The 13213-nt window shown below is 66.0% G+C and carries 11 protein-coding genes and 1 pseudogene; 6 read left to right on the top strand and 6 right to left on the bottom strand.

Annotated features, from left to right (window positions below; genetic code table 11):
- Nucleotides 1-321 precede the first annotated feature (321 nt).
- The 5 genes and pseudogenes from ABZE94_RS01315 (at nt 322) to amn (ending at nt 7173) form a co-directional block, all read left to right on the top strand.
- Nucleotides 322-2709, top strand: coding sequence for a 7TM diverse intracellular signaling domain-containing protein (locus ABZE94_RS01315; protein ID WP_372873730.1), 2388 nt, complete (start codon nt 322-324; stop codon nt 2707-2709).
- A 205-nt stretch (nt 2710-2914) separates the two neighbouring features.
- The gene (locus ABZE94_RS01310) at nt 2915-3568 is read left to right on the top strand and encodes a TetR/AcrR family transcriptional regulator (protein WP_372873729.1); all 654 of its coding nucleotides are present in this window, start codon (nt 2915-2917) and stop codon (nt 3566-3568) included.
- Nucleotides 3565-5214 carry an acyl-CoA dehydrogenase family protein gene (locus tag ABZE94_RS01305; protein WP_372873728.1) on the top strand — a complete coding sequence of 550 codons (1650 nt, stop codon included), beginning with the start codon at nt 3565-3567 and terminating at the stop codon, nt 5212-5214. The genes ABZE94_RS01310 and ABZE94_RS01305 overlap by 4 nt, the downstream gene beginning before the upstream one ends.
- Nucleotides 5215-5298: 84 nt before the next feature.
- A pseudogene (locus ABZE94_RS01300) lies at nt 5299-5589 on the top strand (DUF3703 domain-containing protein).
- Between the two features lie 108 nt (nt 5590-5697).
- Entirely contained in the window at nt 5698-7173 is a 1476-nt protein-coding gene (gene amn, locus ABZE94_RS01295) for an AMP nucleosidase (RefSeq protein WP_372873727.1), read from the top strand.
- 9 nt (nt 7174-7182) lie between these two features.
- Here the strand turns inward: amn and ABZE94_RS01290 are convergent, their stop codons facing one another.
- Together ABZE94_RS01290 and ABZE94_RS01285 are read right to left on the bottom strand one after the other, a co-directional pair.
- Nucleotides 7183-8022 (bottom strand): hypothetical protein, encoded by an 840-nt coding sequence (locus tag ABZE94_RS01290; RefSeq protein WP_372873726.1) that lies wholly within the window; start codon nt 8020-8022, stop codon nt 7183-7185.
- A 138-nt stretch (nt 8023-8160) separates the two neighbouring features.
- Nucleotides 8161-9195: an NAD(P)-dependent alcohol dehydrogenase gene (locus ABZE94_RS01285; RefSeq protein WP_372873725.1), complete on the bottom strand. Its 1035-nt coding sequence runs from the start codon at nt 9193-9195 to the stop codon at nt 8161-8163.
- Between the two features lie 204 nt (nt 9196-9399).
- Between ABZE94_RS01285 and ABZE94_RS01280 the strand changes: the two genes are divergently transcribed.
- On the top strand, nt 9400-9966 hold the full coding sequence (locus tag ABZE94_RS01280) for a pseudouridine synthase (RefSeq protein ID WP_372873764.1): 567 nt from the start codon (nt 9400-9402) through the stop codon (nt 9964-9966).
- A gap of 197 nt (nt 9967-10163) precedes the next feature.
- Here the strand turns inward: ABZE94_RS01280 and ABZE94_RS01275 are convergent, their stop codons facing one another.
- The 4 genes from ABZE94_RS01275 to ABZE94_RS01260 all read right to left on the bottom strand — a co-directional run bounded on the left by ABZE94_RS01275 (nt 10164) and on the right by ABZE94_RS01260 (nt 13164).
- Nucleotides 10164-10367 (bottom strand): DUF2788 domain-containing protein, encoded by a 204-nt coding sequence (locus ABZE94_RS01275; protein ID WP_372873724.1) that lies wholly within the window; start codon nt 10365-10367, stop codon nt 10164-10166.
- A 173-nt stretch (nt 10368-10540) separates the two neighbouring features.
- On the bottom strand, nt 10541-11020 hold the full coding sequence (locus ABZE94_RS01270) for an Lrp/AsnC family transcriptional regulator (protein ID WP_090498953.1): 480 nt from the start codon (nt 11018-11020) through the stop codon (nt 10541-10543).
- A gap of 345 nt (nt 11021-11365) precedes the next feature.
- Nucleotides 11366-12121, bottom strand: a complete 756-nt coding sequence (locus ABZE94_RS01265) for a VIT1/CCC1 transporter family protein (protein WP_372873723.1) — start codon at nt 12119-12121, stop codon at nt 11366-11368.
- 188 nt (nt 12122-12309) lie between these two features.
- Nucleotides 12310-13164, bottom strand: a complete 855-nt coding sequence (locus ABZE94_RS01260; RefSeq protein ID WP_372873763.1) for a cation diffusion facilitator family transporter — start codon at nt 13162-13164, stop codon at nt 12310-12312.
- Nucleotides 13165-13213: the final 49 nt, after the last annotated feature.

The raw sequence follows: 13213 nt of genomic DNA, 5'->3' as shown, positions 1-13213 counted from the left end.
TTAGCATTAAACGGCCCCGATTGAACCGCGCAGGTGGGCGCGGTTATCGAGTCAAACCGCGCCGCTCGCCGCTGGGAATCCTGATCGTAGCGGCAGCTTTCCCACGGTCTAAGCGGGCTGCGCCGAGGTTGGCCTCTGGTGCCTGTTCCAGAGCCCTGCATGCGTGTCCACGCTGTTTGCGCCAGCCGTCGTTTTCCCCCGCAAGGCCTGTGCTAGAGTGACGGCCATTCATATGACCGGGTAGGCGAGGCGGCGTCAGTCAGGAGAGGAGGGCTCTCCGGCGCATCCCGACTTTTCCCGACTTTGCCTTCGTGGGTCCGCATGCGCTACCTCCTGATTCTTCTGTTCGCAGTCTGGCCGCTCTGCGCCTCTGCCGTGGTCTTCGATGAACATACCCGCATGCTGCCGCTTGGCCAGGCCATGCAGGTGTTCGAGGATGTCCGCGGCGATGCGACTATCGACGAAGTCACCTCGTCGGCCCTGCAGGCGAGCTTCCGTCAGCATGACAAGCCGGTCCTGAATGCCGGTTATTCCCGTTCGGTATTCTGGCTGCGCCTGGATCTGGAGTATCGACCACAGCGGCTGGACGGGCCGCAGCCCTGGTTGCTGGAACTGGCCTATCCGCCGCTGGATCGGCTGGATCTGTACCTGCCGGACGCCCAGGGCAGATTCCGGCTGGCCCAGCGCACCGGCGACTCGCTGCCCTTCATCAGCCGGCAGATCAAGCACCATAACTACCTGTTCGAACTCGACCTGCAGCCGCACCAGTCGCAGCGCGTCTATCTGCGCCTGCAAAGTCAGGGCTCGATCCAGGCGCCGCTGAGCCTGTGGGCGCCCAATGCCTACCTGGAAGAGCAGCCCGCGCGTATCTACGTGCTCGGCATCATCTACGGCGTGCTGCTGGTGATGCTGATCTACAACCTGTTCATCTTCCTCAGCGTCAGGGATGCCAGCTACCTCTATTACATCCTCTATATCGCCTCGTTCGGCCTCTATCAGGTCTCGGTCAACGGCGCCGGCATCGAGTATTTCTGGCCCGACAACCCCTGGTGGGCGAATGCCGCGACGCCCTTTCTGATCGGTTCGGCCGCGCTGTTCGGCTGCCAGTTCGCGCGCAGCTTCCTGCACACCGCCGAGCACAGCCCCTGGGTCGACCGCACGCTGCTGGTGATGATGGCCAGCGGTGCCGGGGTGATGGTCCTGGCGCTGACCGTCAGCTATGCGCTGTCGTTGCGCCTGGCCACCTACCTGGCGCTGCTGTTCACCGTGGTGGTGTTCGTCGCCGGGGTTCTGGCCTGGCTGCGCGGCATGCGCGTGGCGCGCTACTTCATCATCGCCTGGAGCGCCTTCCTGCTCGGCGGCGCGATCAACAGCCTGATGGTGCTCGGCTATCTGCCCAATATGTTCCTGACCATGTACGCCAGCCAGATCGGCTCGGCGCTGGAGGTCGGCCTGCTGTCGCTGGCCCTGGCCGACCGGATCAACGCGATGAAGGAGGAGCGCACGCGGATTCTCCAGGACAGTGGGCGCAAGCTGGAGACGCTGAACCAGGAACTGGCCAACAGCAACCGGCTCAAAGACGAATTCCTCGCCAGCGTTACCCACGAGTTGCGCACGCCGATGAACGGGGTGATCGGCTCTCTGGAACTGATGGATACCCTCAACCTGGATGCCGAGTTGGCGCAGTACCAGAAGACCGCCGCCGGTTCGGCGCGGGACATGATGCGCATGGTCAACGACATCCTCGCCCTCAGCGAGTTGCAGGCCGGCAAGCTCTACCCGCGGCGCGAGCCGTTCAGCCTGCGCGGGTTGCTCGACGGCTTGCGCGCGCAGTACGCCGCGCGGGCCGAGGACAAGGGCCTGCGCTTCGTCCTGGAGCTGGACGAAAGCCTGCCCGATACCCTCGATGGCGATGCCGGCAAGCTGGCACAGAGCCTCGGCTATCTGCTCGACAACGCCGTCAAGTTCACCGCCCGCGGCGAGATCCGCCTGCGGGTCAGACGCGCCGGCACGGTAGCCGATAGCCTGCCGCTGAGCATCGAGGTGATCGACACCGGCGTGGGCTTCAAGGAGCCGCAGGAGACGTCGCTGTATCAGCGCTTCCATCAGTTGGACGGCTCCATGACCCGCGAATACGGTGGCCTGGGTATCGGCCTGGCAATCTGTCGGCAATTGGTCGACCTGCAGGGCGGCAGCCTCAGCCATGAGTCGCAGCCCGGCCAGGGCAGCCGTTTTCAGCTGCATGTGCCGCTGGCCTTGCCGCGTCCGGTAGCCGCGCAGCCCGCGCTTGTGCCGCAAGCGCGGGCGCAGGCCCGGGTCGCGCGCAGTCCCGGGCAGTGCACGGTGCTGGTGGTCGAGGACAACGCGATCAATCAGTTGGTGACCCGCGGCATGCTGCTCAAGCTGGGCTACCGCGTGCGTACCGCCGACAACGGCGCCGAGGCGCTCGAGGTGCTGCGGCGCGAGCCGGTCGATGCGGTCCTGCTGGATTGCCAGATGCCGGTGATGGACGGCTTCGCCACCTGCCGGGCGCTGCGCACCCTGTCGGGCTGCGCCGAATTGCCGGTGCTGGCGATCACCGCTCACAGCCACAGCGGCGATCGCGAGCGCTGTCTGGCCGCCGGCATGAGCGACTACCTGGCCAAACCGGTGAAGTTCGAGGCCTTGCGCGGCCTGCTGCACGACTGGGTGCTGTGCCGCGTCGGCTGAGTGGAAAGGCCGATTGGCCCTCGTAGCCAGATGAGCGCCAGCGCAATCCGGGATAGCTTTCCCGGATTGCACCGCGTTCCGCGGTTGATCCGGAGTACGGATGCCCGCTGCGCCCGGCTCGCCCTCTCCCTTGGCCGAAATGCCCCTTTGCGCAAGCTCTGAAGCATGATTCACTGAACGCAATTAATGAATCAGGATTCAGATCATGGCGTATCGCACCAGCGCCCTGCGTATCGACCGCGATCAAGCGCTGCGCGAGCGGATCCTCGCCAGTGCCCTGGCCCGTGTCGCCGATGGTGGTTTCGCCGCCTTGACCATGCAGGCGCTGGCCGAGGACGTGGGCATCGCCACCGGCAGCCTGTACCGCCATTTTCACAACAAGGGCGAATTGGCCGCCGAAGTCTTCGCGATTGCCAGCCAGGGCGAACTCGAGGCGCTGCTGCAGACCCTGCGCGCCCCGGGACCACCCGCCGAGCGCCTGGCCGCCGGCTTGCAGCAGTTCGCCGCGCGGGCCTGGCACAGCCGGCGCCTGGCCTTCGCCTTGATCGCCGAGCCGGTCGAGCCGCAGGTCGACGAGCAGCGTCTGCTCTTCCGTGAGGCCTATGCCGAGTCGTTCGGCGAGCTGCTCGAGGAAGGCAACGCCGCCGGGGTGTTCCGCGTCAGCCATCTCGGCCTGACCGCCGCCTGCCTGGTCGGCGCCATCGCCGAAGCCCTGGTCGGTCCCTTGTCACCTCCGGCTCGCGCCGCCCGCGAAGCGGGTTATCCCGCCCCCAGCCTGAGTGACGTCAGCCAGGGCCTGGTCACCTTCTGTCTACGCGCCGTTGGCGCCCCGTTGCCCGAAAAGGAGCCACAGTCATGAATGCCAGTCAGCATGCCGAAACCCATGAAGTGTTCAACCAGGTGCCGCCGCTGGACGGCGTCAACCTGTACCGCGCCGACCTGCCCTTGCAGGAGTGGAACAAACGCTTCGGCGGCGGCTGGGCCGAGGCGCGCATCGCCGCCTATGGCGCCCTGGCCGGTGGCGAGCTGATGGCCGCGGGCTTCCTCGCCAACGAGAACAAGCCGCAGTTCAAGAGCCACGACCGCTATGGCCGGCGCATCGATCTGGTCGAGTACCACCCGGCCTATCATCAGCTGATGGCCGCGGCCATCGAGCACGGCATCCCCTCGCAGCCCTGGACCGACCCGCGCCCCGGCGCCCAGGTCGCCCGCGCCACCATGAGCTACCTGCACAGCCAGGCCGAAGCCGGCAGCGGTTGTCCGCTGACCATGACCTACGCCAGCGTGCCGGCGTTGAGGCTGCAGCCGGATATCGCGGAAATCTGGCTGCCGAAGATCCTCTCCACCCAGTACGACCCGCGCAACCTGCCGATCGAGCAGAAAACCGGCGCCACCATCGGCATGGCCATGACCGAGAAGCAGGGCGGCACCGACGTGCGCGCCAACACCACCCGCGCCTATCCGGTCGGCGCAGGCGGACCCGGCCAGGCCTACGAGTTGGTCGGCCACAAGTGGTTCTGCTCGGCGCCCATGTGCGACGCCTTCCTCACCCTGGCCTACACCGACAAGGGCCTGACCTGCTTCCTGCTGCCGCGCCATCGCCCGGACGGCACGCGCAACGAGCTGTATATCCAGCGCCTGAAGAGCAAGCTGGGCAACTGGTCGAATGCCTCCAGCGAAGTCGAGTACCGCGGCGCCCTGGCCTGGATGGTCGGCGAGGAGGGGCGCGGCGTGCCGACCATCATCGAAATGGTCGCGCTGACCCGCTTCGACTGCATGGTCGGCTCCAGTGCCCTGATGCGTCAGGCCCTGACCCAGGCCGCCCATCACTGCGCCTACCGCCAGGTCGGCGGCCGCGTGCTCAACGAACAACCGCTGATGCAGAACGTCCTGGCCGACCTGGCCCTGGAAAGCGAAGCCGCCCTGGCCCTGACCCTGCGCATGGGCAAGGCCCTGGACCACGCCGCAGACCCGCAGGAAGACAAGCTCGCCCGCCTGGTCGTTGCGGTCGGCAAGTACTGGATCTGCAAGCGCGCGCCGGCCATGATCAACGAGGCCGCCGAGTGCATGGGCGGCGCCGGCTACGTCGAAGACAGCATCCTGCCGCGCCTGTACCGCGAGGCACCGGTCAACTCGACCTGGGAAGGCTCCGGCAACGTGCAGTGCCTGGACGTGCTGCGCGCGCTGTCGAAGGAGCGGGGCGTGCTCGATGCACTGTTCGCCGAGCTGGGCGACGGCCATGGCGATGCCCGGCTGAAAAAGCACATCGACAAACTCCAGGCGGATTTCAGCGACAGCGCCGACATCCAGTACCGCGCCCGCCAACTGACCGAAGACGTGGCCCTGGCCCTGCAGGCTAAGCTGCTGCTGGAAGCCGGCAACGCCGAGGTAAGCGACGCCTTTATCGCCAGCCGCCTGGGCGACGGCGGACGGGTCTATGGCACCCTGCCGCGCGGCATCGACGTCGAGGCGCTGGTGGCGCGCAGCACGCCGCAGCTGGTTTGAGTTGTCGTGCTTGGCAGGCTGCGTTTGACCTGCAGGCCGCCCCTCGGTTGCAGACTGGCGGCCCCTTGCAATGGAGCGAGCGCAATGACCCGCAACCAAACCTTCCAGCACGAATACCGCCAGGCCTGCCTGCAGTGCGGCATCGATCCGCTGGCCGAGCTATGGCATCTAGAACGCGCCCATATCCTCGGCCAGCCGCGCTTCGTCGATCACCTGCGTAGCCACCTGTGGCTGCTGGCCTGATCCTGGCGCCAGGGTGACTGGGCGGAGTTGGCCGCGCAGTTGCTGCGGGTGCCGGGGAGTCTGGGGTCGTTGCTGGGCTGGTATCCGCTCGGTAACCCCGGCACCCGGCGGGCCGGGCCCTTGACGGCGTAGCCGTTGCCGGAGGCTCTCAGGCGGTGGCCGCAGTAGCCACGCCGCGCTATGCCAAGGCGCGGCGATCAGGGCAAGATAGGCGCGTGTATTCAGCCAGGAATAGCTGCCGTGACCCTCAGTTCAGAAGACTTCGTCGTCGCCACTACTGCCGAAGAGGCCGTGGATCGCCTGGCCGCCCTCCATCTGCAGGCCACCGCTGCCCTGAGTCGGGCGCTCAAGCGCTATGTCAAGGAAGGCATCAAGCCGGACGCCGAACAACTGCGTCAGTTCCACTACCCGGAACTGCGTCTGACTTATTTGTGCCAGGGCGAGGCGCCCGCGACTGTGCGTGCCTATGCCAAGGTCCAGGTGCCCGGCACCTACAGCATCACCGTCACCCACCCCGAGGCTTTCCGCAATTACCTGCTGGAGCAACTGCAGCCGCTGATGCATGACTTTACCGTGTGTGTCGAGGTGGGCGTCAGCCAGCAGAATATTCCCTATCCCTATGTGGTCGAGCATGGCGATGAGCTGGCCGGCTCGGGGATTACCGCCGCCGAACTGGCGCGGGTGTTCCCCAGCACCGATCTGTCCGCCGCCAACGACGGCACAGCCGATGGCCTGTACGACTGGGAGGGCGCGGAGCAATTGCCGCTGGCCCTGTTCGACGCCGCCCGGGTGGATTTTTCCCTGCGCCGCCTGGTGCATTACACCGGCAGCGATTGGCGTCATGTGCAGCCCTGGATCCTGCTGACCAACTATCACCGCTACGTCGACCAGTTCATTCGCCATGGCCTGGATGTGCTGCAGGCGGATTCGCGTTTCGTGCGCATGGTGCTGCCGGGCAACGTGGTGATCGAGCGCGGCATGGCCGAGGGCGAGATGCAGGCGATCATCGAGACCGTGGTCTGGCACCGCTACCAGATGCCGGCCTACCACCTGCAGGGCGCCAGTCCTGGCGACGGCATCACCCTGGTGAACATTGGTGTCGGCCCGTCCAACGCGAAGAACATCACCGACCATCTGGCCGTGCTGCGCCCGCACTGCTGGTTGATGATCGGCCACTGCGGCGGCCTGCGCCAATCGCAGACCATCGGCGATTACGTGCTGGCCCACGCCTATATGCGCCGCGACGGGATTCTCGACCGGGTGCTGCCGCCCAACATTCCCCTGCCGGCCCTGGCCGAAGTGCAGATGGCCTTGCAGGAGGCCGCCGCGCACGTCACCGGCGAGCGTGGCGACGCCCTCAAACGGCGTTTGCGCACCGGCACCGTGCTGACCTATGACGATCGCAACTGGGAGTTGCGCTGGGCCCAGGAGCGGCCGCTGATCAACCTGGCGCGGGCCGTGGCGGTGGACATGGAAAGCGGCACCATCGCCGCCCAGGGTTATCGCCTGCGGGTGCCCTACGGCACCCTGTTGTGCGTGTCGGACAAGCCGCTGCACAGCGAGATCAAGCTGCCCGGCGCCGCCGGCGCCTTCTACGAGCGGGCGGTGACCCAGCACCTGCACATCGGCATCGCCGCCCTCGACCTGCTGCGCGGCCAGCTCAACTCGCTGCACTCGCGCAAGCTGCGCAGCTTCGACGAGCCGCCGTTCCGTTGAGCGGACGGCTCAGCGCGGGGCCGAGCTACCCGGCATGAACTCGTGGAAGGGGGCCACGGGTCTGGGCTGGGCCATGGCGTTCTCCAGGTCGACCAGGCTCTTGTGGCTGACCTGGATCAGGCCGCGCCGCGGGCGATCGAGGTCGATGATCAGGAACACCAGCAGCACGATCAGCCCGACCATGATGTAGGTGGCGAAGGACGCGCGGTGGCCGGCGACGCCGGCCGAGTAGCCGAGGATGACGCCGGCCATCAGGAAGGTGGTGTAGAGCAGGCTCAGGACGATTTCCGGGACGTGGCGATTGAGCGTGGCATCCCGCGTGCCGTAGGCGTCGATCATCTCGTTCAGGGCCTCCAGGAACAGGCCGCTGGTGACCGGGTTAGGCGCCTCCCCGGCGGCCTGCAGGGCATAGCGCCAGAGCAGGGCCTGCTGTTGGCTTGCCTGATCGAGCATGGCCTGGCGCTGATAGGCGTGGTCCAGGCTGAGCGTGCCGGCCCGCACCCGCAGGTTCAGGTAGCTGGCCAGCGCCTTGAGCGTCGGTTCGCGCACCGATGCCGGCAGCAACTGGGCACGCAGGTAGGCGGTGCCGATGGCGTTGGCTTCGTTCACCACGGCCTCGCTGCGGCTGTCGAAACGTTGCAGCGAGAGGGAGAAGGTGAAGCCGAGCAGCAAGGCGAGGATGCCGATCAGCGAGCCCTGGATGGTGATGATTTGGGTCTTCGACGGTTCGTCGCTGGTGCGTTGGTACCTCCGGCCGACGCGATAGCCCAGTTCGATGAGCAGTGCCATGGAGGCGAAGAGGATGCCGGCGATCAGGACGCTGCTCAGGTCGTACATAAACTCTCGCATGTGGCCGCTGCCTCGAAAGACAAGTCCCGGCCGTGGCGGCTCGGTCCCGGAGGGAATGCAGCGCTAAGCTTGCAGGCACTCCGCCAGACCTCAGTCTAGAAGCTGTTTGGCGGATGCGCTGCAGGCGTCGCGTGCGGCTCAGCAGCTGGCGTCCAGCACCACCCGGTAGCGCGCCTTGCCGGCGCGCAGGTGGTCGATGGCGTCGTTGACCCGGCTCATGGGGAAGAGCTCGACCTGCGGCAGGATCTGGTGGCGGGCGCAGAATTCCAGCATGGTCGCCATGCTCGCGGGCGAGCCCACCGGTGAGCCGGACAGGCTGCGCTGGCGCGGGATCAGGTTGAACACATGCACCGGGATGGCGCTCGGCACTATGCCGACGAAGTGCAGGCGGCCCTTGCCGCCGAGGGTGCCGATCAGCGCGTTCCAGTCCAGGTCGGCGCTGGCGGTGACCAGGAGGAAATCCAGGCTGCCGGCGATCGCCTTGAGCGCCGCGCTGTCGGTCGAGGCCACCACCTTGTGCGCGCCCAGGCGCTTGGCTTCTTCCTGCTTGTTCAGCGACGAGGTGAAGGCGGTGACTTCGCAGCCCCAGGCGTTGAGAAAGCCCAGGGCCAAATGACCCAGGCCGCCGATGCCGACCACGCCGACCCGGTCGGTGGGTTTGACGTTGAACTCCAGCAGCGGGCTGAACACCGTCGAGCCGGCGCAGAACAGCGGGCCGACCAGGCTCGGGTCCAGCCCATCCGGCAGCGGCACGGCCCAGGCCCAGTGGCTGCGCAGGCGGTCGGCGAAACCGCCGTTGCTGCCGATGATGGTCGGTTTTACCGAGCCGCAGAGCTGGTGCGCGCCTTCCATGCAGGAGTGGCAGTGCATGCAGCTGCCCTTGTACCAGCCGATACCGACCCGCTGGCCGAGTTCGAGGCCGCGCACCTGCTCGCCGAGGCGGACGATGCGGCCGACCACCTCGTGGCCGGGGATGAACGGATAGCGGGCGTTGCCCCATTCGTTGTCGATCATCGACTGGTCGGAGTGGCAGATGCCGCAGTACTCGACCGCCACCTCGACCTCCTCGCCGCCCAGCGGGCCGGGGTCATAGCTGTGCGGTTCGAGGGGCGCGCCGGGTGCCGTGGCGGCCCAGCCGGTGAAGGTGTCGAGTATGGAATCGGAGGCGTTCATGCGGGTTCCCTCGGTATGCAAAACACAACCTTGCCAGCATAGCCGCCCGTGGCCGCGAAGGCCTCGCCCATAAGTCCGGTTGATGGTCGAAGGGTGGCCTCGGTTACACTGGCCACCCCTTTTTCTGTTCCCGGAGCCTGCATGCCGCGCCCGCCCCGTTCCGCCACGCCCTCGCGCTCCGCTGGCAAGCCTGCCATCCGCCGGGTGGCCAAGGCGCCGCCGGCCGAGCCGCGCTTGCTGCTGCTGAACAAGCCCTTCGATGTCCTGACCCAGTTCAACGACGAGCAGGGCCGCGCCACCCTCAAGGACTTCGTCGCGGTGCCCGGGGTCTATCCGGCCGGACGCCTGGATCGCGACAGCGAGGGCTTGCTGCTGCTGACCAATGACGGTGGCCTGCAGGCGCGCATCGCCGACCCCAAACACAAACTGGCGAAAACCTATTGGGTGCAGGTGGAAGGCGAGCCGACGGCCGAGCAGCTGCAGCGCCTGCGCGCGGGCGTCGAGCTGAACGACGGGCCGACCCTGCCGGCCGAGGTGCGCGTGCTGGATGAGCCGAAGTTATGGCCGCGCAACCCGCCGGTGCGTTTTCGCAAGAGCGTGCCGACCGCCTGGCTGGAGCTGGTGATTCGCGAGGGGCGCAACCGTCAGGTCAGGCGCATGACTGCGGCGGTGGGCCTGCCGACCCTGCGTCTGGTGCGCGTGGGCATCGGCCCCTGGAGCCTGGACGGCCTGCAACCCGGCGAGTGGAAAGAGGTCGAGGCGCGCTTGTAGTGCGTGTTTTTTCGAGACGATCCGGTCGTAGGGTGACTCGGGGCGGTAGGGCGGCTTCGGCGCGCAGCGACAACCCGCCAGCTTTTATGTCGCGCCGATCATCCATGCTGCACTGCTTGCGGCGAGTGACCGCCTAAGGAGCGTGGATTGCTCACGGCAGTAGGGCGGCCTCGGCGCGTGGCCGTTTCAGCGACGGCTCAGACGCCTTCCATCCCGGCGATCACCACGGTCTTGATGACAAAACCGAGCACGCCCAGGCCCAGGGCGAGGAACAGGATCATGCTGCCGAAGCGTCCGGCCTTGGACTTCTTCGCCAGGTCCCAGACGATGAACCCCATGAACAGCACCAGGCCGCCGACCAGCACGGTCATCATCAACTCTTCGAATACTTGCGGATCCATCGTGACCTCTTTGGCAAAACGAGGCTGTGCTGCCAGAACGGGCAGGAGGTGGGCGGGGCGATTGTTATTGTCTGAGCGCAAGGCTCTTTATGGCGGGCCGCACAAGGCACAGCTAAACGCCGGCGATTATACCCGTGCGGCCTGGTTTGTCAGCGACCGTCGGTAAGTGCCGGTCAATTGCGCAGGTGCTGCAGCGGCAACTGGGTGTTGGAGAGGATCTGCTGCAGGACGAAGCTCGAACGCACGCTGGAAACGCCCTCGATGCGGGTCAGGGTGCCGAGCAGAAGCTGTTGGTAATGATCCATGTCCGGCACGACCACCTTGAGCTGGTAGTCGGCATCCATGCCGGTGACCAGGCTGCATTCCAGTACCTCCGGGCATTGGCGGATTATCTGCTGGAAATGCTCGAAGCGCTCGGGGGTGTGTTTGTCCATGCCGATCAGGACATAGGCGGTGAGGGTCAGGCCGAGCTTCTTGCGATCCAGCAGGGCGACCTGGCCGAGGATGTAGCCGTCGTCCTCCAGTTGCTTGACCCGCCGCGAGCAGGGCGAGGGCGACAGGCCGATGCGTTCGGCCAGGTCCTGATTGGACAGGGTGGCATCGCGCTGCAGTTCGGCAAGGATATTCAGGTCGTAGCGGTCGAGTCTGGTCATGTTTGGCGCGCTTTCATTATTTGAATGCTGATAATCATGCGCTGTTAGTTAAAAATTGCGCAAGTTGTGTGTAGATTGGCAATGTTCGCAATCTTTAACTGCGCCTGTATCTGTAATCTTTACCTCAGTTTCACGGCCCGGACGACACGTCCACCCGGCTCGCCCAATCAGGCGAACCGGCGCCGCCGGCCTTACCAGGCCGTCACGGCACCCGGGTCCGCACTGCCCAACCAGGCGGGCGACGAAAGCGGCAACAGAATTGCCAGTAGCGGACACTTGCCCCAGGCAAGAAAAAAGGGAGACCGCCAGGTCTCCCTTTTTTCTGGGCGATGTTCAGGCATTGCATCATTCGATGCCGAAGCCGTAACGCAGCAGGTAACCGGTCAGGTAGGCCAGGGCGGCTGCGGTACCGCCGGTGAGCAGGGTGCCAAAGCCGGCGCGCAGAGTGGGTTTGGCAAACTCCAGGCTCTTCAACATGCCGATGGAAAAGAACACTGCCGCGGCCAGGACCGTGCTCAGGAAGAATTGGCGCTGGATGCCCAGGCCGGTGAAAAACAACGGCAGCAGCGGGATGGCGCCGGCGATCAGGAAGGTCGTGAAGGTCACGGTGGCCGAGCGCACAGGATCCAGTTCGACGTTCTGCAGACCGTGTTCTTCGATGAGCATGGTTTCAACCCAGAGCTGGCGATCCCGGCTGATGGTGGTGACGATCTCCTCGAGCGTGTCGCCGCTGAAGCCCTTGCGGCAGAATACCTGACGGACTTCTTCAAGTTCGCCCTCGGGCACCCTGTCGATGTGTTCCTCCTCCATGCGCCGGGCCTGTTCGCGGAACTCGTGTTGGGCCTTGATCGCTTCGTAGTTGCTGACAGCCATGCTGAAACCATCGGCCAACAGGTTGGCGAAGCCCATGATCAACGCGACCGAGGTGGAAAATCCGGCCCCGACAGCGCCGGCGACGATGGCAAAGGTGGTGACGCAACCGTCTATTGCGCCGAGTACGGCATCGGAAATGATTTGTGGCTTGTTCTTGCTGTTCAGGCGCTTTTCGATGGCGGCGGGCTGGTGCTCGCGGTAAAGCGTCTCGAGGCTGGGCTTCTTCATGGGGTCGGCTCCACAGAGCTGATACGCCCTTTCAGCATATGCGGGAAATGCGTTTTCGGTGCATCTGGTTGCACCTGGTCGCTCGCTCGGCTGTGGCCGCGACTAAAGCTCGGAACCCGTGCAGGGTCAGCGGTGTGCCCCAGGCGGGGCGCGCAACTAGTGGGTTTTTGCCGCAACCGTGACGATCATCAGGAGCTGGGCGGGTCGAGTGGGTCGGCATGCACCAGCACTTCGGCGCGAGAGAATTCGGCGCGAATCGCATGCTCCACCTGCTCGCACAGTGCATGGGCCTGCAGCAGGCTCAGTTCGCCGGGCAACTCCACGTGCAGCTGGACGAACCAGTGGGTGCCGGACATGCGCGTGCGCAGGTCATGCACGCCGAGCACGCCGGGTATGCCGCAGGCCAGCAGGTGCATGCGCTCGCTGAGCTCCGGCGCCAGCTCCTTGTCCATCAGCACGGCCGAGGCCTCGCGGGCGATGCTCAGAGCGCTCCAGAGGATGAAGAAGGCGATGCCGATGCCGAACAGCGCATCCAGTTGTGGCCAGCCGAAGCTGGCCAGCAGCAGGGCGAGCAGGATGCTGGCGTTGAGCAACAGGTCGGAGCGGTAGTGCAGCGAGTCCGCACGGATCGCGGTGGAGCCGGTCTGGCGCACCACGTGACGCTGGAACAGCAGCAGGGCGGCGGTCAGCGCCAGCGACAGCAGCATCACCGCGATGCCCAGGGTCGCCGCACCGAGCGGCTGCGGGTTGAGCAGGCGCTCCACGCCATGCACGCCGACCACCAGCGCACTGACGCCGATAAACAGCGCCTGGCCGAGTCCGGCCAGGGCCTCGGCCTTGCCGTGGCCGTAGCGATGGTCTTCGTCCGCCGGGCGCAAGGCGTAGTGCACGGCGATCAGATTGAGCAGCGAGGCGGCGCCATCCAGCAGCGAGTCGGTGAGACCGGCCAGCAGGCTGACCGAGCCGCTCAACCACCAGGCGATGGCTTTGGCCAGGGCCAGGGTCAAGGCCACGGCCAGCGCCGCAAAGGTGGCCTGACGCATCAGGCGGGCATGCTGCGGCAGTATGGTCACAGGGTCTTGCTCTCGCTAG

Source organism: Pseudomonas sp. (assembly GCF_041601375.1).
Classification (GTDB): domain Bacteria; phylum Pseudomonadota; class Gammaproteobacteria; order Pseudomonadales; family Pseudomonadaceae; genus Aquipseudomonas.
Note: the sequence above shows the minus strand (reverse complement) of the source record. Positions and strands in the feature narration are given on the sequence as shown.

Bases quoted from the DNA above. Each gene is read 5' to 3' on its own strand.
- ABZE94_RS01315 (WP_372873730.1), top strand. From the start codon at position 322: ATGCGCTACCTCCTGATTCTTCTGTTCGCAGTCTGGCCGCTCTGCGCC.
- ABZE94_RS01310 (WP_372873729.1), top strand. From the start codon at position 2,915: ATGGCGTATCGCACCAGCGCCCTGCGTATCGACCGCGATCAAGCGCTG.
- ABZE94_RS01305 (WP_372873728.1), top strand. From the start codon at position 3,565: ATGAATGCCAGTCAGCATGCCGAAACCCATGAAGTGTTCAACCAGGTG.
- ABZE94_RS01290 (WP_372873726.1), bottom strand. From the start codon at position 8,022: ATGCGAGAGTTTATGTACGACCTGAGCAGCGTCCTGATCGCCGGCATC.
- ABZE94_RS01285 (WP_372873725.1), bottom strand. From the start codon at position 9,195: ATGAACGCCTCCGATTCCATACTCGACACCTTCACCGGCTGGGCCGCC.
- ABZE94_RS01275 (WP_372873724.1), bottom strand. From the start codon at position 10,367: ATGGATCCGCAAGTATTCGAAGAGTTGATGATGACCGTGCTGGTCGGC.
- ABZE94_RS01270 (WP_090498953.1), bottom strand. From the start codon at position 11,020: ATGACCAGACTCGACCGCTACGACCTGAATATCCTTGCCGAACTGCAG.
- ABZE94_RS01265 (WP_372873723.1), bottom strand. From the start codon at position 12,121: ATGAAGAAGCCCAGCCTCGAGACGCTTTACCGCGAGCACCAGCCCGCC.
- ABZE94_RS01260 (WP_372873763.1), bottom strand. From the start codon at position 13,164: ATGCGTCAGGCCACCTTTGCGGCGCTGGCCGTGGCCTTGACCCTGGCC.